This is a genomic window from Bradyrhizobium arachidis (genome assembly GCF_024758505.1).
In the GTDB taxonomy this organism is placed as follows: domain Bacteria; phylum Pseudomonadota; class Alphaproteobacteria; order Rhizobiales; family Xanthobacteraceae; genus Bradyrhizobium; species Bradyrhizobium manausense_C.
This window is the reverse complement of sequence record NZ_CP077970.1, coordinates 7429676-7447831: the sequence shown is the minus strand read 5'-3', so window position 1 is coordinate 7447831 and position 18156 is coordinate 7429676. Positions and strand designations below refer to the sequence as shown.

15 protein-coding genes and 2 pseudogenes are annotated in these 18156 nt (G+C 61.7%); 5 read left to right on the top strand and 12 right to left on the bottom strand.

What is annotated here, in order from left to right; all coding sequences use genetic code 11:
* Positions 1-3: 3 nt before the first annotated feature.
* Both KUF59_RS34680 and KUF59_RS34675 read right to left on the bottom strand, forming a co-directional pair.
* Positions 4-1113, bottom strand: coding sequence for an alpha/beta hydrolase family protein (locus tag KUF59_RS34680; protein ID WP_212461845.1), 1110 nt, complete (start codon positions 1111-1113; stop codon positions 4-6).
* 107 nt (positions 1114-1220) lie between these two features.
* Positions 1221-1592 carry a c-type cytochrome gene (locus KUF59_RS34675; protein WP_212461844.1) on the bottom strand — a complete coding sequence of 124 codons (372 nt, stop codon included), beginning with the start codon at positions 1590-1592 and terminating at the stop codon, positions 1221-1223.
* Positions 1593-1867: 275 nt separating this feature from the next.
* On the opposite strand from KUF59_RS34675, the gene pgm reads away from it, so the two are divergent.
* The 4 genes from pgm to KUF59_RS34655 all read left to right on the top strand — a co-directional run bounded on the left by pgm (position 1868) and on the right by KUF59_RS34655 (position 6563).
* Positions 1868-3514 (top strand): phosphoglucomutase (alpha-D-glucose-1,6-bisphosphate-dependent), encoded by a 1647-nt coding sequence (gene pgm / locus KUF59_RS34670; protein ID WP_258767702.1) that lies wholly within the window; start codon positions 1868-1870, stop codon positions 3512-3514.
* Positions 3515-3768: 254 nt separating this feature from the next.
* Entirely contained in the window at positions 3769-4815 is a 1047-nt protein-coding gene (locus KUF59_RS34665) for an aromatic ring-hydroxylating dioxygenase subunit alpha (protein ID WP_258767701.1), read from the top strand.
* Positions 4816-4817: 2 nt separating this feature from the next.
* Positions 4818-5573: a GntR family transcriptional regulator gene (locus tag KUF59_RS34660; protein WP_258767700.1), complete on the top strand. Its 756-nt coding sequence runs from the start codon at positions 4818-4820 to the stop codon at positions 5571-5573.
* Positions 5574-5582: 9 nt separating this feature from the next.
* Positions 5583-6563, top strand: coding sequence for a PDR/VanB family oxidoreductase (locus tag KUF59_RS34655; protein ID WP_258767699.1), 981 nt, complete (start codon positions 5583-5585; stop codon positions 6561-6563).
* 177 nt (positions 6564-6740) lie between these two features.
* Here the strand turns inward: KUF59_RS34655 and KUF59_RS34650 are convergent.
* From KUF59_RS34650 to KUF59_RS34630, 5 genes and pseudogenes are all read right to left on the bottom strand, one after another.
* A pseudogene (locus tag KUF59_RS34650) lies at positions 6741-7079 on the bottom strand (EAL domain-containing protein); the annotation flags it as partial.
* Positions 7080-7123: 44 nt separating this feature from the next.
* On the bottom strand, positions 7124-8206 hold the full coding sequence (locus KUF59_RS34645) for an ABC transporter ATP-binding protein (protein WP_258767698.1): 1083 nt from the start codon (positions 8204-8206) through the stop codon (positions 7124-7126).
* 4 nt (positions 8207-8210) lie between these two features.
* On the bottom strand, positions 8211-9395 hold the full coding sequence (locus KUF59_RS34640) for a carbohydrate ABC transporter permease (RefSeq protein ID WP_249140793.1): 1185 nt from the start codon (positions 9393-9395) through the stop codon (positions 8211-8213).
* Positions 9392-10549 (bottom strand): carbohydrate ABC transporter permease, encoded by a 1158-nt coding sequence (locus KUF59_RS34635; RefSeq protein WP_212461839.1) that lies wholly within the window; start codon positions 10547-10549, stop codon positions 9392-9394. Before KUF59_RS34635 ends, KUF59_RS34640 begins: the two co-directional genes overlap by 4 nt.
* A 9-nt stretch (positions 10550-10558) precedes the next feature.
* The gene (locus tag KUF59_RS34630; RefSeq protein ID WP_258767697.1) at positions 10559-12034 is read right to left on the bottom strand and encodes an ABC transporter substrate-binding protein; all 1476 of its coding nucleotides are present in this window, start codon (positions 12032-12034) and stop codon (positions 10559-10561) included.
* Between the two features lie 211 nt (positions 12035-12245).
* Here KUF59_RS34630 and KUF59_RS34625 point away from each other — a divergent pair.
* Positions 12246-12605, top strand: a pseudogene (locus tag KUF59_RS34625) (2Fe-2S iron-sulfur cluster-binding protein); the annotation flags it as partial.
* Positions 12606-12861: 256 nt separating this feature from the next.
* Here KUF59_RS34625 and KUF59_RS44140 read toward each other — a convergent pair.
* The 5 genes from KUF59_RS44140 to KUF59_RS34595 all read right to left on the bottom strand — a co-directional run bounded on the left by KUF59_RS44140 (position 12862) and on the right by KUF59_RS34595 (position 18041).
* On the bottom strand, positions 12862-13974 hold the full coding sequence (locus tag KUF59_RS44140) for an adenylate/guanylate cyclase domain-containing protein (protein WP_309500889.1): 1113 nt from the start codon (positions 13972-13974) through the stop codon (positions 12862-12864).
* Positions 13975-14003: 29 nt separating this feature from the next.
* Positions 14004-14369, bottom strand: a complete 366-nt coding sequence (locus tag KUF59_RS34610) for a response regulator (protein ID WP_258767696.1) — start codon at positions 14367-14369, stop codon at positions 14004-14006.
* On the bottom strand, positions 14366-15961 hold the full coding sequence (locus KUF59_RS34605; protein ID WP_258767695.1) for a sensor histidine kinase: 1596 nt from the start codon (positions 15959-15961) through the stop codon (positions 14366-14368). The genes KUF59_RS34610 and KUF59_RS34605 overlap by 4 nt, the downstream gene beginning before the upstream one ends.
* Entirely contained in the window at positions 15945-16958 is a 1014-nt protein-coding gene (locus KUF59_RS34600) for an ABC transporter substrate-binding protein (RefSeq protein WP_258767694.1), read from the bottom strand. The genes KUF59_RS34605 and KUF59_RS34600 overlap by 17 nt, the downstream gene beginning before the upstream one ends.
* Before the next feature lie 69 nt (positions 16959-17027).
* On the bottom strand, positions 17028-18041 hold the full coding sequence (locus KUF59_RS34595) for an ABC transporter substrate-binding protein (protein WP_258767693.1): 1014 nt from the start codon (positions 18039-18041) through the stop codon (positions 17028-17030).
* Between the last annotated feature and the right edge of the window lie 115 nt (positions 18042-18156).

Below are 18156 nucleotides of genomic sequence, written 5' to 3'. Positions count from 1 at the left end.
GACTCACGGCCGACGGGCCAGCCGATCATCGATCGCATAGAGGCTGCAACCGGTTGCCCGTTTGCCGCATGCTGCGAGAGCATCGGCTTGTGCGTCCGCTGCGCTGGCCCGGCCGGAGCGCCAGCCGAAGCCACCCTTCGGCGAGACGGCAAAAGCCTTGTGCGGCAAAATGCTGGCGAGATAGCGCGCGAACTCGGCCTTGCCCGTTTCCGAGAGCTGGCTAGGTGCGGGCAGCGGATCCGGCGGACTCAAGATCTCCCGCGGCGCGAGTTTTTGCTCGCGCAGGAAGGCGTCGACATACGGCGTCCATTGCGGCCGGCTCGTCGTAGAGTAGAGATAGTGGCCGTCTTCGCCAAAGGCCGGCGCGTCGATGAAATTTGCGCTGCCGCCATTGCTGCGAAACGCGTCGCGGAAGCGATAGGCGAGGGAAGGGGCAAAGAACATGTCATTGGCGGCATAGACCCACAGCGTTGGCAGGCGCGAGGTCTTGCCGAAACGGCCAAACGCCTGCACCAGCGCGTCCGGATTGCAGACATTGTTGTCGCTGGACGAGCCGCGGCCGCCGGCAAAATTGATTCCGGCGACGAGGCCCGGCGGCGCCTGCGCGGTTAACGCAATGGTGGCGAGTCCGCCGGCAGAATGACCGACCGCGATCATGCCGCCCGGGCTGATGTCGTCCCTTCGCGTCATCGCATCGATCGACGCACGCAGATCGGCAACAGCAACCGCAGTCGCGGCAATGTAGTCGGCGCGGGCGCAGGTGCCGTAGCTGTCGGCCCTTCCTCCGGGCGAAGTGCCATAGCCGCGGCGCATCACGATCACGGCGGCAAAGCCGCGGCGGGCGAATTCGAGCGCGATCGCATAATATTTGCGCGCCGACATGGTCGCGCGGTCGTCAAAGGCCCGCGGCGAGCCGTGGCTGATCAGAGCGAGCGGATAGCGCTTTGCAGGTGCGGGCCGCACCATAAACGCCTCGAGTCCCTGCGGCCCGGCCGCCGCCATCGGGATGCGCAAATCCTCGGTGTAGAATTCGGCTGCGTTTGCGCGATGCGGTGCGCTCGCGAGAGCAAGCCAGGCGATCAGCACCACTGGCAGCCTGCGCGCGAAGGTCATGGATGATGATTCGAGGCCCCTGTCGCGCCGACCATAACAAATCGGCGTGACGCCCGCGAATGGTGTTCGCGCGGCTGGTCTGCCGACGTCGGTCTGCCACCCTGGCGCTACCTCAGTGTCTGCAGATAGGCGATGACGTCGGCGCGATCGCTCGGCTCGGGCAGTCCCTTGAAGAACATCCTGACGCCATGGACGTCGCCGCGGGGGTCGGCCAGGTAGGCGTCCAGGGCGGTTGCGGTCCAAACATCCTTGTTGGCTTTCATCGCGTCCGAATAGGCGAAATCCGGAACGGAGGCCGGCGCGCGCCCGACCACATTCCAGAGACTCGGGCCGACCTTGTTCACCCCGATCTCGACTGCGTGGCAGTTCTGGCAGGTTCGCGCGAACACCGCCTTGCCGGTGGCCGCATCGCCGTCCGCAGCGGCGGCGCTCGACAGGAAACAGGCCAGAAGGGCGAGGAGTATTTTGCGTCCCATCATCTCAAATCTCCGCTTTCTCGGGAATTGCCGGTGACATCCGGCAACGTCCCATTTCCTCATCATCGCGCCTGGAGGCAGCGTGCATGGAAGTGTGCGGGAGTGTCTTTGTCCTGCCTCAATCGAGACCCGGCACCAAAGTACGAGATCCGCTGCGGCTTTGCCCAATGGATCGTTCGGCGGGACGTGCGCGTTGTCGGGCTGGCCGGGCTTGGCGAGGGCTTGACCGATGGTATGGTATCCAATGCGATCGTTTGAACAATGCGAGGATATTTCCGGTGGCTGATGTCAATCCCGCGGCAGGCAAGGTGGCTTCACCGGATGCGCTCGCCAACATTCCGAGGCTGGTTGCGGCCTATTTCGCGGGCAAGCCTGATCCGGCCGATCCGTTGCAGCGGGTGGCGTTCGGAACCTCGGGCCATCGCGGCACCTCGCTGAAGAACTCCTTCAACGAGGGCCACATCCTCGCGACCACGCAGGCAATTTGCGACTACAGAAGGGAAAAGGGGCTGACCGGCCCCTTGTTCATCGGGATCGACACCCACGCGCTGGCCGAGCCTGCGCTCATCAGCGCGGTCGAGGTCTTTGCCGCCAACGGCGTCAACGTCATGATCGACCAGGCCGGCGGCTATACGCCGACACCGGTCATCTCGCATGCGATCCTCAGCTACAACAAAGGCCGGGATAGCGGACTTGCCGATGGCGTCGTCATCACGCCCTCGCATAATCCGCCCGAGGACGGCGGCTACAAGTACAATCCGCCGCATGGCGGCCCGGCCGACACCGACGTTACCGGCGTGGTCGAAAAGCGCGCCAATGCCTATCTCGCCGACGGCCTGAAGGGCGTCGCACGCATCGACTATGCGAAGGCGCGCAAGTCGGCCTGCGTCCACCTCTTTGACTACATCACGCCCTACGTCGCCGATCTCGGCAATGTCGTCGATCTCGCGGCCGTCAAATCGGCCGGCGTCACGATCGGCATCGATCCGCTCGGCGGCGCCGCGGTGCATTACTGGCACCCGATCATCGAACGCTACGGGCTGAAGGCAACGGTCGTGAACGAGGCGATCGATCCGACCTTCCGCTTCATGACGGTCGACTGGGACGGCAAGATCCGCATGGACTGCTCCTCGCCCTACGCCATGGCGAGCCTGATCGGGATGCGCGACCGTTTTGACGTCGCCTTCGCCAACGACACCGACGCCGACCGCCACGGCATCGTGACGCGCACGAACGGCCTGATGAATCCCAACCATTACCTCGCGACCGCGATCGCCTATCTGTTCGCGCACCGGCCGCAATGGGGCGCAAATGCCGCGATCGGCAAGACGGTGGTGAGTAGCTCGGTCATCGACCGCGTCGCCAAAAAGCTCGGCCGCAAGCTGGTGGAGACGCCGGTCGGCTTCAAATGGTTCGTCGACGGCCTCGTCACGGGCAGTTTTGGTTTTGGCGGGGAGGAGAGTGCAGGGGCCTCCTTCCTCAAGCGCGACGGCAGCGTGTGGACCACGGACAAGGACGGCATCATCCTCGGGCTGCTCGCCGCCGAGATCATGGCCAAGACTGGCCGCGATCCCAGCCAGCTCTTCGGCGACCTGACGGCCGAGCTCGGCGTGCCCCATTACGCGCGCATCGACGTCGCAGCGACGGTGCCGCAGAAGAACGTGCTGAAGTCGCTCACGTCAGAGCAGCTCGGCCTCAAGGAGCTCGCCGGCGATCCCGTCCGCGCCACCATGAGCAAGGCGCCCGGCAACAATCAGCCCTTTGGTGGCATCAAGGTCGAGACCGATTTCGGCTGGTTTGCCGCCCGGCCCTCCGGCACCGAGGATGTGTACAAGGTCTACGCCGAAAGCTTCCGCAGCACCGACCATCTGAAGCGGATTCAGCAGGAAGCCCAGGCTGGCCTGGCAAGGGTGTTTGGGAGCTAGTTGCGCGGCGCCCCCAAGAGCTCAGGAGGCGCGCTGCGCCTCCGCTGCTGCCAAAGCATCGAAACAACCCCATGCACAGTAGCCGGCGCCGCGAGCGAGCCAAAAGCGGGGCTGAGGTCGCGCATGTCCTTTCAGCCTTCCCTCTCAGAAGTATGTATACATCAACGTAGAAATAGGTAATATTATACAGTATAACTAAGGCTTTTCACGTGATACGGTATACATAACGTATCCAAAAACGTGGGAGAACGCCCGTGACAAAGCCATTCCCGATGAATGCCTGGTACGCCGCCGCCTGGGACGCCGACGTCAAGCAGGCGCTGCTGCCCCGAACCATTTGCGGCAAGCATGTGGTGATGTACCGCAAGGCCGATGGCAGCGTGGCGGCGCTGGAGGATGCCTGCTGGCACCGCCTCGTGCCGCTCTCCAAGGGCCGCCTGGAAGGCGACACGGTCGTCTGCGGCTATCATGGCCTGAAATATAATGCGCAGGGGCGCTGCACCTTCATGCCCTCGCAGGAGACCATCAATCCGTCGGCCTGCGTCCGCGCCTATCCGGCCGTCGAGCGTCACCGCTTCATCTGGCTCTGGATGGGCGATCCCGCGCTCGCCGACCCCGCGCTCGTGCCCGACATGCACTGGAATGACGATCCGGCCTGGGCCGGCGACGGCAAGACCATCCACGTCAACTGCGACTACCGCCTGGTCCTCGACAACCTCATGGACCTCACCCACGAGACTTTTGTGCACGGCTCGTCGATCGGCAACGATGCCGTCGCGGAGGCGCCGTTCGACGTCACCCATGGCGAGAAGACGGTGACGGTGACGCGCTGGATGCGCGGCATCGAGCCGCCGCCGTTCTGGGCCAAGCAGCTCGGCAAGGACGGCCTCGTTGACCGCTGGCAGATCATCCGCTTCGAGGCTCCCTGCACCATCGCCATCGACGTCGGCGTGGCACCCACAGGCACCGGCGCGCCGGAAGGCGACCGCTCGCAGGGCGTCAACGGTTTTGTGCTCAACACCATCACGCCCGAGACCGAGAAGACCTGCCACTATTTCTGGGCCTTCGTGCGCAACTACCGCCTCAGTGAGCAGCGGCTCACCACCGAGATCCGCGACGGCGTCTCCGGCATCTTCCGCGAGGACGAGCTGATCCTCGAAGCGCAGCAGCGCGCCATGGACGAGAACCCGGACCGCGTGTTCTACAATCTCAACATCGACGCCGGCGCGATGTGGACGCGGCGGCTGATCGACAAGATGGTCGGACGCGAGAATCCGCAGCAGCTTCAGGCCGCGGAGTGACCATGGCCGAGCGCGAGGTCGATCGCTCCGTATCGCAGACGGTGAAGGCGCAGCTTGCGCTGCGCGACCAGATCCTGTCGGGGGCCTTGCGTCCCGGCGAGCGCATCTCCGAGCTTCAGGCGGTGGAGACCACAGGCGTGTCGCGCACGCCGGTGCGCATGGCGCTGGTGCGGCTGGAGGAGGAGGGCCTCTTGGAGGCGATCCCGTCCGGCGGCTTCATGGTGAAAGCCTTCTCCGAGCGCGATATTCTGGATTCCATCGAGCTGCGCGGCACGCTGGAGGGGCTCGCGGCGCGCTTTGCCGCCGAGCGCGGCGTCACCGCGCGCGATCTGGAGCCGTTGAAGGAATGTCTTGCCGCGATCGACGAACTGCTGCGGCAGGTGCCGATCTCGGTCGATGCGTTCTCGTCCTATGTGGCGCTGAACGCGCGTTTCCACGCGCTGCTGACTGAGCTGTCGCGCAGTGCGCCGCTGATCCGGCAGATCGACCGCGCCTCCGCGCTGCCCTTCGCCTCGCCGAGCGGCTTTGTGATGGCGCAGTCGGCGCTGCCGGAGGCGCAGCAGATCCTCATCATCGCCCAGGACCATCATCGCATCGTGATCGATGCGATCGAGAACCGCGAAGGCGCGCGCGCCGAGGCCGTGATGCGCGAGCATGCGCGGCTTGCGGGGCGCAATTTGCGCCTCGCGCTGCGCAACCGGACCCATCTCGACCTGCTGCCGGCGCTGGCCCTGATCACGAGCGCTGCGGCCACATAGGGGAGTGCCATGCGATTCATCGAAACCTGGACTCCGGCGACGCTCGTTGCGACGCGCGACCTGTCGCCGGCGATCCGCGAATTCCTCATCAAACCCGACGATTTCAACGGCGCTGCCTATCCGGTCGGCAGCCACATCAACGTCGCCGTCACCATCAACGGCCAGCCGGAGACGCGCTCCTATTCGCTGGTCGGCGAAGTGGATGCGCGCGGCTTGAAGATCGCGGTGCGCCGCGCCGAGGATTCCCGCGGCGGCTCGCGCTACATGTGGCAGTTAGCGCCGGGCGCGCGGCTCGAGATCACGCAGCCCGCTTCGCTCGTCTCGGTCGACTGGGCGCGCGGCCATTACTGCCTGATCGCCGGCGGCATCGGCATCACGCCGATCGTCGGTGCCGCGCAAGCGCTCGCCCGCCGCGGCGCCAGTTTTACGCTCCATTACGCCGTTCGTTCGCGCAGCGATGCCGCCTATCTCGACGAGCTCGCCGCGCTGCTCGGCGATCGCCTAGTCGTCCATGCCAGCGATGCGGGCGAGCGTCTCGATCTCGACGCCCTGTTCGCTTCACTACCGAAGGAGACCCTGGCGTTGTTCTGCGGCCCAATGCGGATGCTGGATGCCGCACGCCATGCCTGGATCGGCGCGGGCCATCCGCTGCCCGATCTGCGCTACGAAACCTTTGGCTCGAGCGGATCGCTGCCGACCGAAACGTTCCGGGTGCGGCTGAAGGGGACGGACCTCGAGTTCGAGATCCCGCGCGAGCGCTCGATGCTGGATGTGCTCAATGCCGCCGGCCACGAGGTGATGTACGACTGCAAGCGCGGCGAATGCGGCCTCTGTGCCATCGACGTCGTCGCCGTCGACGGCGAGATCGATCATCGTGACGTCTTCTTCAGCGACCACCAGAAGCACGAGAACACCAAGATCTGCGCCTGCGTCTCGCGCGCGCGGGGCACCATCACGGTGGATACGCTGCATCGGGCGGATGCGGTCTGAGGTAGGACGGCCAACCACACGTTCCGACGTCATCCTGAGGGGCGAGCCTTGCGATGCAGCTGCATCGCAAGGTAAAGCCTCGAAGGATGAGCTACGAGCGCTCGCGGCCCATCCTTCGAGGCGCGCAAGGGCGCGCACCTCAGGATGACGTCGAGTGTGGAGGTGGACGCAATCAGATTACGCCGCGTAAGTCGCCCGCTGCTTCTTCGGGTCGAGCAGCGCCGGCACCTGATCGGCGGCCATCGGCCGGCCGATGAGATAGCCCTGGACTTCGTCGCAACTGACCTGGCGCAGATATTCGAGCTGATCGGCGGTCTCGACGCCTTCGGCGACCACGCCGATCCGCAAGTCGCGCGCCAGCGAGATCACCGACTTCACGATCGGGGCACAGTCCGGCTGCACCAGCATGTCGCGGATGAAGGACTGGTCGATCTTGATGCGGCTGAGCGGCAGCTTGCGCAGGTAGGTGAGGGAGGAGAAGCCGGTCCCGAAATCATCGAGCGCGACGGCGACGCCTCGACTGCAGGCGTGCAGCATCGATTCCGTGATCTCGAGCCGGCTCAGCGCACACGCAGGCCGCTTTCGGCATCGAAGACGAATGTGCGTGACGGCGTCAACGAGACACCGATGCGCTCGCCTTGCCGGCCGGCAAACTGTTTTGGAGCCTTTACGGCGATGAAGTCGTTGTCGGCCTTGACCGTCACGAGCGTGTGGTCGCCGATCAGCTCGTTGGCGTAGATCTCGCCCTTCAGATCGCCCTTGTCGTGCTCGACGATCGTGCAGTCTTCAGGCCGCACGCCGAGGACGGCCCTGGCGATCCTGCCCGACACCGGTGACACCAGCCGGGCGCCGTGGCCCATGAAGGTCGCGCCCTCCAGAGCTCCATGGATGATATTCATGGGCGGCGAGCCGATGAACTGCGCGACGAACAGATTGGCAGGATCGTTGTAGGTGTTCGCCGGCGTATCGAGCTGTTGCAGAACGCCCTTTTCCAGAATCGCGACACGATGGGCCAGAGTCATGGCTTCAATCTGGTCGTGGGTCACATAGATGGTCGTAATGCCCAGCGACTGCTGCATGTGCTTCAGTTCGGCGCGCATGTGACCACGAAGTTTTGCATCGAGATTGGAAAGCGGCTCATCCATGAGAAACACCGACGGGCGGCGGATGATGGCCCGCGCCAGCGCCACGCGCTGACGCTGGCCTCCGGATAGTTCCCTTGGGTAGCGGTCGAGCAGGGTCTGGAGTTGAACCTGAGCGGCTGCTTCCTTGATCGCGACGGCACGCTCAGCTTCGGGAATGCGGCGGACCTTGAGCGGAAAGCCGATGTTCTCGGCCACGGTCTTGTGCGGGTAGAGCGCATAGGACTGAAACACCATCGAGACGTCGCGGTATTTCGGCAGGACGTCGGTGACATCGCGGTCGCCGATCAAGACGCGGCCGGCGGTTGCGGTTTCGAGGCCGGAGAGAATTCTAAGCGCGGTGGTCTTTCCCGAGCCGGACGCGCCGAGCAACACCAAAAATTCGCCCGGCGCAACGTCCAGGTTGAATTCCTCCAGCACCTTCACGGAGCCGAAATATTTCCGCACGTTGTCGAAGCGGACCGGGACTTGGCGAGCGGCGGCGGACATTGTGTTGTTCATCCGCTCATCCCTTGACCGCACCAAGCAACACGCCCTTGGCGATATAGCGCTGCAACACGATAGCCATGATGATCACCGGAAGGATCATGATCATGATGATGGCGCACATCTCCCACCAGAGAATGCCACGCTCGCCGGTGTTCTTGGCCGCAACCATGATCGGCATGGTCTGGGCCCGGGCCGTGGTGAGGAAGATCGCGAACAGATACTCGTTCCAATTGAGAATGAGCGTCAGCAGGGTGGTTGCGGCGAGCCCCGGACGGGTCAAGGGCAACACGATGTCCCAAAATATCTCGAAGCGTGACGAGCCATCGAGTTGCGCCGACTCCTCCAGTTCGATCGGGAGATTCACGAAGAAGTCATGCATGAGCCAGACGACGATGGGCAGATTGGCGACCGCATAGACGATGATCAGCGCGAGGTGCGTGTCGATCATGCGGACGGACTGAAACATCATGTAGACGGGAATGATGACGACGATCGGTGGCAGGATGCGCTGGGAGACGATCCAGAACAGGATGTCGTTATTTCCGAGCGTCGTCTTGAAGCGCCGCCCCAGGCTGCGGGCAAGAAGGAAGAACAAGGCGAGGGCAACGGAGCCTGATATCGCCCAATGAACGTCGAAATAGTTGGAGGCGACGATCGCCGCCAGGGAGAGCAGCACGAACGCCACGATGTTTGCGAATTTCGGCTTGTAGCTGATGCGCGCCAGCGCGTAGGCGGCCATGGACCCGACCGCAATGCAAAGCGCGGTGGCGCCGAAGCTGATCACGAAGGAATTCGTATAGGCAAGGTAGACCTTGCAGATCTGCGGCTCCATTCTGTCGATCGTGACGATCGGCGACACGATGAAGGCGAAGAGATTGTTGACCAGCAGGACAAGCTGGCGGCCGATCGACCAGGCATCGCAATAGGGGTCTGTTGCGAATTGCGCCGTCCAACCCTTCAGCGTCGGCTGGAAATCGATGAAGGGGATAAAGAACGGCCCGTTATTGACGGTCGCGGCATCCTTGAAGGCCGTGATGACCACCCAATAGATCGGAAACAGCACGAACAGCGACCAGAACAGCAGGATGGCCCAGGCGACAAGGTTGGCCATCAGGGACATCTTGCCAACGGCGGGCGGCTCGAACAGCCGTTGCCTCAAGGACCGGTGGTCCCTGGAAATCTTGTAACTGGGTCCGCTCATGCCCGCGCCCCGCGGATACGTTTGAGGACCACAAAATTGAAGAACGAGGAGCACACGACGACGGTCAATATCAGGAGGAGATAGGCCACGGCCGCGGAATCGCCCATGTTGTTGGCGCGCCAGAGAAACAGCGAATGCAATGTCATGGACTCCGTGGCTATCCCGGGTCCTCCGGCCGTCATGATGTTGGGCAGATCCACGATCTTGAACGCCTCGATCATGCGAATGAGCATGACGGTGGCCGCCACGGGGAGAATCTGCGGCCAGGTGATTTCGCGGAAGATCTGGAAACTGGAGGCACCGTCGACCTGGGCAGCCTCGACATGATCCTTGGGCACGTTCTCAAGAGCGGCGAGCAGAACGATGAAGATGAACGGGATCCATTGCCAGGAGTCCCCCAGGATAACGAACCAGCGCGCGGCCCAGGCGTCGGTTGACCACGCCCAATTGCCGAGACCGATCAATTGCCAGAAGGGCTGGAACGGACCTTTGGTCACGTCCAGAATCATCTTGAAGGCATAGCCCACTCCGAGCGGGGTGATCATGAGGGGGATGAAGAACAGGACGCGGAAGAAATTCTTGCCGATCACGGGTTGCGAGCACAGGAACGCCAGCATCAGGCCTATGACGAACTGGATGGAGCAGCCGACGACGACATAGAACAGGGTGTTGAGCAGCGTGCCCCATTGATTGCCGGAGAGCAGGGTGGCGGCGAACAGAAGCGCAATGAACATGGCCATGGCGGCGCTGATCAATCGCCCGGCGAGGCCGACCCAGCTGGTTCCCCCGACGACGGCGCGATAGAGCCACCACAGCAGGGCGCCTGCGATCACGAGGGTGAATACCCAGCCAGCGATGCTCATGCTGGTGAAGCGGCCGAGGAAGTGAACCTGCTGGTTGCCGGTAAATTGCGCCGCAAAATTCTCGAACCAGACCGTCCGGAATTTGAGACCGGTGGCCGAGAACCTGACATGACTGATCGCAAAGACGATCGTGTAGAAGGTCGGGAAGATCGCAAAGAGCAGGACAAGCGTCACAGCCGGGGCGATGAAGAACGTTCTCGAATGGCGGTCGAGCCACTCGCCCCAGCTTTCACCCCGAAAAAGTCCAGCCGGGGAAATCCCCGGCTGGCTCGTAGCGGTCCCATCAGGCATCAGGCTCGCTCACTTTGCAGGTCCGACGGCGAGTGCCATCTGCTTGATCTGCTCGTCGCGGCCAAAATCTTTGGTGATCTTGTCCCAACCGGCCTCGATGTTCTTCAAGGCCTCGTCCACGGTGATCTCGCCGGCCATGTAGCGCGCCAGCTCGGTGTCGAGAACGACCCCGGTGTACTGCTGCGCACCGGGGATCTTGAGGTCCGAAGACATGTTGGGGTTGTTGAGGGCATCGTTGATGGCGCCCATGTAGTTCTTGGCGAGGCCCTCATCCATGCCTGATTTCACCCAAAGCTCTGTGCTCTTGAGCTGGCTGAGGCGGTAGGGGTTGAAGCCGGTCCAGCCCATGGTCACGTCGACGTTGGATTGCTCTTTCTGACTGATGTACGACAGGAAGTCGTAGGCCGCCTGCTTGGTCTTGGCATTCGACTTGGCGTTGATGGCGCCGGCCCAGCCGCCAAAGGCCGAGAACGGAGCATAGTTGACGCCGTCGATCGCATTCGGCGCAGACTCCTTGCTGACAGGAACGAGCTTGCCGGCCTTGCGGTCCAAAACCTCCTTCGAACCGATATTGGTGGCGTAGAGCTTGTTCTTGATCCCCTTGGCGTCGTCTTCGAGCTGGAGCGGACCCGGATCGCCCCACTCGATCAGGAGGCCGCAACGGCCCGACTTGAACAAGGCACGGGTGTCGCCGATGTCCATGTTCAGCTCTTCAGGCGGTCCGTATTTGCTTGTCTCCTTGTAGAGTTCGAAGGCCTTCTTCCAGCCGGCATTGTTGACGAGTGGCTTCATCGTGGCGTTGTCGAACTGGAAGCCCTGGGCCGTACCCTGGGTCTGAACGATCGTCGAAGCGATCGTCTGGATGGCGAAATAGCTCTGCGCATTGCGCTTCTTGAAGATGCAGGAGCCGTAGCCTGGCTTGCCGTCGCCGCTCATGTCCTGGCCGTTGATCGCCTTGGCGATGGCGAGATAGTCGTCCCAGGTCTTGGGCGGCTGCAAATTGTTCTTTTCCAGGATGTCCTTCCGGTAATAGACCATCTGGAAGTCGCCATCGACCTGGATCACCATCGTCTTCCCGCCGATCTTCTGGGCAAACTCGCGGAAATAGGGGGCGATGTCCTGGAGGTCGATCTTGCTGTCCTTCGCGATGTAGGGATCGAGGTTTTCGAGGAGCCCTGCCGCCGCGAGCTCGACGCCCCAGCCGGCGGCGAAGACGGCAACATCGATGGAGTTCGTTCCCGTGGACCAGTCCTGCTGAACCTTCGGGAAGATCTCGGCATACGGCACTTCATTGACGATGATCTTGGCGCCCGTCAGCTTCTCGAATTCCTTGCCGCGCTGGGACACTGCGCCGGCGATGACGGGGCCCGGGCGCGTCAGGATGTTGATGGTGATGCCGTCATACTGGCCGGCGCCGGCGATGCCTGACCACCCGCACAAGGCGACAGCCGACGCGGCCGTTGCCGCAAGCTTTCGAATGTCCATAGGTCCCTCCCGTGTATTTTTTTGAAGTGCCGGGCCGGAGCCCGCGCACTCCGTAGCCTACAGCATTTCGATGTCCGGAAAAGCCTGTGCAGTCTCAATTTGGTGATTGGCGCGCCATCCAGGGGCTGATGTGCAAGCGCAGCAAGACCGGTGCAGGCATGCCCATCGGCATCGCGCCGGCCGAGAAATGGTCCTCGATCTCGCCGCCTTGCTCGGCTCGGGTCAACCGCTGCCCAATCTCCGCTATGAGACCTTTGGCTCCAGCGGGTCGCTACCGACCGAAGCCTTCCGGGTGCGGCAGAAGGCGACGGACCTCGAGTTCGAGATCCCGCGCGAGCGCTCGATGCTGGACGTGCTCAACGCCGCCGGCCATGAGGTGATGTACGAGTGCAAGCGCGGCGAGTGCGGCCTCTGCGCTATCGACGTCGTCGCGGTCGACGGCGAGATCGACCATCGCGACGTGTTCTTCAGCGACCACCAGAAGCACGAGAACACAAAGATCTGCGCCTGCGTCTCGCGCGCACGGGGCATCATCACCGTGGACACGCTGCATCGGGCGGATGCGGTCTGACCAAGCTAGGGTGTGTACTGGTGTGTACTCAGAAGTTCGCTGCGTCCGTTTTGCTGTTGGAAAGGCGACCTTGAAGCCGACATGGCCGTATGTCGGCTTTGGGCCACAAGTAGATACAGCTAGTCTCATTCGATCATATCTGCGCGAACCACTAAGCCCAGGACGATCAAGCGAGGAGTCCTAACGTGAGCCGGTTTGGATAACCGCCGAGTTTCCGGGCTAGTGGTTTGGAGTGAACTGATAATCCACATCTCCATCAAGTCATCTCAAGCACGTTGTAGGCCGCTATCGGCCGATGCAAACCCTTGAGCGTCAATTCACCCACGGGCTCCGCCGTCGCCCTCGAATCGAGCGCCGCTCGTACTTTGCTATCGATCAAGATCTGGCCGTCGCGCGCCTCCGCGCAGAGACGGGCCGCTAGATTGACCACGGTCCCGGTCGCGCTGTACTCAGAGCGGCCCTCGAAACCAATAGGGCCGAGCGTCGCATATCCATATGCGATGCCGACTCCAAAGCCGAGTTCGTGGCTTTGTCGGCGCCACTTGCTGGATAATTCCGACAGACGGCCTCGCATCGCGACCGCCATCTGCACGGCGCGCGCACATGGATCGGTGCAGGGAAGCGGATCGCCGAAGATGACCATGAGCCCATCGCCAATAAATCTCTCCAGCGTGCCTTCAAACTCATGCACGATGAATCCCAAGGTTGCGTGATACTCACGCATCACGGCCGACACCTCCTCAGGCTCGGCAGTTTCGGCAAATGCCGTAAATCCCCGCAGGTCGCAGAAGACGATTGTCACCTGCCTGCGATGGCTCACCAGGGTGTCGGATGGTGACGACGCAAGGATCAGTTCCGCTATCTGAGGCGAGAGAAAACGCTTTAAACGGCTGACCCGCTCAATTTGCGCGACTTGGTCGGCGACACGTTGCTCAAGCATTCTATTCCACGACGCCAGCTCGACCGCCTGCGCTTCTGCGCGATCATGCAATTCCTTGATTCGGAGCATGGAGCGCACTCGTGCAACAAGTGCTGCATGGTCGATCGGTTTGGTCAGATACTCGTCGGCGCCCGCATTAAGTCCCGTGACGACATCCTTTGAGTCAGCTCGCGCCGTAACCATAATGATTGGAACAAATCCGAGCGCTGGGTCGCCCTTCAGGCGCCGGCAGACCTCAAAGCCATCGATTTTCGGCATCATGACGTCAAGGAGGACAACGTCCGGCGCGACATCGCGCACGACCGCGAGCGCCCTCTCGCCGTTTTCAGCCTCTATCGTCTCATAACCCTCAGCGCCGAGGCGCGCGACAAGAAGGCAGCGATTCGTTTCGTTATCATCTACGATCATGATTCGAGGTGGGTCATGCATCTGTGCTCCACGTCGGCAGGCGCCGGAACCTATGTCAGGTATCGATTGATTGTCTCAAGCAGTTTTCGCGCGCTGTAAGGCTTCGCGACATAGGCATTGCAGCCTGCCGCGCGCGCCTTTTCTTCATCGCCGCTCAGCGCGTAGGAGGTGACCACGACGATTGGAATGTGGCGGAGATCTGATTGTGCCTTGATTCGTCGTGTTGCCTCGTATCCATCAAGAACAGGCAGTTGGATATCCATTAGAATGAGATCTGGATTTTGGGTTCGCGCCGCTACGAGTGCTCCTTCGCCGTCGTGCGCTTCGATCATTTCGTAACCAACACTCGCAAGAAGATCGCGCAGAATCTGCCGATTGTCCTCCTGATCTTCGACCACCAGCACGCGCTTGCTCATGTTGGCATCGCCTGTTGCTCGAGCCGGGCGGGCACCAAGAAAGAAAACCTGGCGCCATGACCGAGGCGGGATTCGATCCAGATTCGTCCACCATGCATATGCACAATACGCTTTACGATCGCGAGGCCCAATCCCGCGCCTCCTTTCGTCTTGGTGATCGAGTTATCGACTTGCTGGAATTCTTCGAAGATCTTGGCTTGATCGACTTCGTCGATACCCGGCCCTGTGTCTTGGACCGAAAACATGTAGTAATCCCCCTTTGCCTCCACTTCGATCCGAACCTCTCCCGCGTCGGTGAACTTGATCGCATTACCAACAAGATTGAACAGAGCCTGAGCGAGCCTGCGTTCGTCGCCCCGCGCCGGCGGCAGGCCAGCGGGGACAGCAGTTCTCAAAGCCAAACTTTTTTCGGCGGCGAGGGCTTCAACGGACGTGTAAACGCCGCCTACCAGGTCCTCCACGGAATAGTCGGCCAAGGAAAGTCGAAGCTGCCCAGCTTCAATCTTGGAGAGATCGAGTACATCGTTAATCAGCCCGAGCAAATGTCTGCCGTTCCGTTGGATGCGTTCGAGAGCTGATCGCATTCTTTCTGGAGGAGCGCCGTATATTCCGTCCAGCAGGAGTTCAGAGAAGCCGAGTACTGCGTTCAGTGGCGTCCGCAATTCATGACTCATGTTTGCCAGGAACTGCGATTTGTGACGGCTGGCCTCCTCAAGGCTTTCGTAGAGCTGCTGCAGCTCTTCGCAGGTCGAGTTGACGTGAGCCGCTAGCTCCCCAAGTTCGTCCCGATTGGGAACCTCGATGCGCTGGGTGAAGTCTCCGGCCGCTATTCGATTCAGGCCATCATGGATGGTGCGGACTGGGTCGATCACAGATCGGGAGATCGCATGACCCAAGACCAGCGTCAGCACCAGGCTTGCGATCGCGACGGCGGCGACAAGTATCTGAGATTTTGCATAGGTTTGCCGGTTCGCATCTATGCCGGCCACCATGTCCGCTTCAGCCCGGTTGACCAATTGATTGGTCAGTCGTTCGAGCTTGTCCGCGAGAGGCCCGAGCTCCGCGAGCTCGCTCTGCTGGGCTTGAGCCACTCGCCCGTTGCGGAGGAGATCAATGACGTGTGAGACTACGGCCGTAAAGCGCGCATATTCTTCTTGCAACTGGTTGAGCAGCGAAACCTCGTCCTTTGCGACGAACGAGACCCGGTCAAGGTCGTACCCAAACTGGTTGATCTGCCGCAGCGCGCCTGCCAGCGTCGTTTCGTTTGGAAGGGCGAGAGCTGCCGATACGCCATAGAGCTGTCGGAGGGTATCGTGCTGCACCTGCCGGTATGCCTCGATCTTGTGCTGTAGGGCAACGACCTGGTTCGCTCGCTGGTCGGCTTCGCGCAGCGACAGGAGGCCGATTGCCCCAACCGAGACCAAGAGCATCTCGATGACGAGGAAGGCGGCCAGCAATTTGGTGCGCAGCGAAGGGCGCAATGCAACGCGGACGAGGCCGTCCTTCACCGACGCGCCGTCTCGACTAGCTCGCGATATTGCAGCGAGCGGGCGCTGAGGCAGAAACGACGTCGAATCAGCTTCCAAGTTCACGTCGGACCTCGTTGAGGAACCGCCAGTCGACCGCATCCGCGATAATTTTCGCAGGGTTCGATTTCAGCATCCGCGCTTCGCGCAGACGAAGCGCGTAAAAGCGGATTGTGTCTTCGGGATCGTAGTCGCGCCACCGATTGTACGGCACATCAGCAAGAGTCTGAACCGCGTAGTCGCGTCGCGCCGTGAAACCCCTATCCACCATGCGCTGCGCAACAAGGGCCGGCTCGCTCACGCACAAATCCGTCGCCCGGAGCATGGCACGAACCATACGTTTGGTGGCGACGGGATTCTTTCGGACGAATTCGCGATTCCCCGCCAGCATGCAGCAAAAATACTGCGACCATGGTCGATCCAGGGCGCTGTTGACGATGACATGACCGATGTTCTGCGCACGCAAACGCTGTGGTTCTGGAGGAAAGCCGAGAAAGGCGTCGATCTTACCCTCGGCAAACAACTCGATCGGCTTGACCGAGGCGCTCGTCACCCACTCGATATCCTTGGCGGGATCGAGTCCGACAAGCGTCGCCATCGCGCTGATGAAAACGTGCGGGCTGCTCCCAAGCCCCTGCTGCCCGACGGTTCGACCCTTCAGATCGGCGACGCTGCGTATGCCCTTCTTGGCAAACAGCTCGAAGCAGCCGACATGAATCCCGGCCAGAACGGTAATGCTCGCGCCCCGATCGATCTCAAGAAGAAGCGGACCCGAGAAATGCAGGGTGAAGTCGATGTCGCCCCTCGCGACCGCCCTGGTTTGTTCCATGCCGGCATCAGACTCAACATAAACGACGTTTGTGAACCCTTCGGCATTCAGCAGGTCGCTCACCACGTACTGCGGCGCGATGCAGATGCTCGGGTTCTTCGCAATTCGGATTGTGGTGGTTTCCGGCGGCGGATTGGGCTCTTCGGCCCTGAGCCGAGCGGCGACACTTGAAAACAGGGCGGCTGAAGCGGCGCATGCCCCAGCCAACAGCAAGTCGCGACGGTTCGTATGCATCGGGACCTCCTCGGAGTTGCTCGCGATATTGCGGCGAGCGGGTGTCGACCGAGAACCGCGGTGGATGAATCAGCCTCCAAGTTCACGTCGAACGTCGTTGAGGAATCGCCAGTCGGCTCCATCAGCGATGATTTTCGCGGGGCTTGATTTCAGCATCCCCGCTTCGCGCAGCCGAAGCGCGTAAAAGCGGATTGTGTCCTCGGGATCATAGTCGCGCCAGCGGTTGTACGGCACGTCAGCAAGGGTCTGAACCGCATCGTCATGGCGAGGCGCAAAGCCCCTATCTACCATGCGCTGCGCAACGACGGCCGGCTCGCTTACGCACAAATCCGTCGCCCGAAGCATGGCGCGCACCACGCGCTTGGTGGCGATGGGATTCTTTCGGACGAATTCGCGACTACCGGCCAACATGCAACAAAAATATTGCGACCACGGACGATCCTGCGCGCTGTTGACGATGACATGGCTGATATTCTGCGCACGTAGGCGCTGGGGTTCTGGGGGAAATCCGAGGAAGGCGTCGATCTTGCCGTCGGCAAATAACTCGATCGGTTTGACTGACGCGCTCGTCACCCATTCGATATCCTTGGCGGGATTAAGTCCAACAAACGTCGCCATCGCGCTGAGGAAAACGTGCGGGCTGGTCCCAAGCCCCGGAATGCCGACGGTTCGACCCTTCAGATCGGCGATGCTGCGTATGTCCTTTTTGGCGAACAGCTCGTAGCAGCCGACATGGATTCCGGCCAGGACCGTGATGCTCAAGCCGCGATCGATCTCAAGAAGAAGCGGACCGGAGAAATGCAAGGTGAAGTCGAGGTCGCCGTTCGCGAGTGCTTTCGCTTGTGTTCCGCCAGCATCAGCTTCAACATAAACGACGTTCGTGAAGCCCTCAGCATTCAGCAGATCGCTGACCACGTATTGCGGGGCGATGCAGATGGACGGTCTCTTCCCGAGGCGGATTGTCGTAGTTTCCGGCGGCGCATTGAACTCTTCGGCCCTGAGCCGAGCCGCGACACTCCAAAATAGAGCAGTGGAAGCGACGGAGGCTCCAGCCAATAGCAAGTCGCGACGGTTCGTATGCATCGGGACCTCCTCGAAATCGCCTTGGCGGTATTTCGGGGGCCGAATGAATGTCGGGCCGATGTGATTCGCGCGGACTCAACGGCCCCGCTAGAGATATAAAGATAACACGGTTGCG

Excerpts from the sequence above, each read along its gene's own strand:
- KUF59_RS34680 (WP_212461845.1), bottom strand. The coding sequence starts at position 1,113 with ATGACCTTCGCGCGCAGGCTGCCAGTGGTGCTGATCGCCTGGCTTGCT.
- KUF59_RS34675 (WP_212461844.1), bottom strand. The coding sequence starts at position 1,592 with ATGATGGGACGCAAAATACTCCTCGCCCTTCTGGCCTGTTTCCTGTCG.
- KUF59_RS34660 (WP_258767700.1), top strand. The coding sequence starts at position 4,818 with ATGGCCGAGCGCGAGGTCGATCGCTCCGTATCGCAGACGGTGAAGGCG.
- KUF59_RS34655 (WP_258767699.1), top strand. The coding sequence starts at position 5,583 with ATGCGATTCATCGAAACCTGGACTCCGGCGACGCTCGTTGCGACGCGC.
- KUF59_RS34645 (WP_258767698.1), bottom strand. The coding sequence starts at position 8,206 with ATGAACAACACAATGTCCGCCGCCGCTCGCCAAGTCCCGGTCCGCTTC.
- KUF59_RS34640 (WP_249140793.1), bottom strand. The coding sequence starts at position 9,395 with ATGAGCGGACCCAGTTACAAGATTTCCAGGGACCACCGGTCCTTGAGG.
- KUF59_RS34635 (WP_212461839.1), bottom strand. The coding sequence starts at position 10,549 with ATGCCTGATGGGACCGCTACGAGCCAGCCGGGGATTTCCCCGGCTGGA.
- KUF59_RS34630 (WP_258767697.1), bottom strand. The coding sequence starts at position 12,034 with ATGGACATTCGAAAGCTTGCGGCAACGGCCGCGTCGGCTGTCGCCTTG.
- KUF59_RS44140 (WP_309500889.1), bottom strand. The coding sequence starts at position 13,974 with ATGCATGACCCACCTCGAATCATGATCGTAGATGATAACGAAACGAAT.
- KUF59_RS34610 (WP_258767696.1), bottom strand. The coding sequence starts at position 14,369 with ATGAGCAAGCGCGTGCTGGTGGTCGAAGATCAGGAGGACAATCGGCAG.
- KUF59_RS34600 (WP_258767694.1), bottom strand. The coding sequence starts at position 16,958 with ATGCATACGAACCGTCGCGACTTGCTGTTGGCTGGGGCATGCGCCGCT.
- KUF59_RS34595 (WP_258767693.1), bottom strand. The coding sequence starts at position 18,041 with ATGCATACGAACCGTCGCGACTTGCTATTGGCTGGAGCCTCCGTCGCT.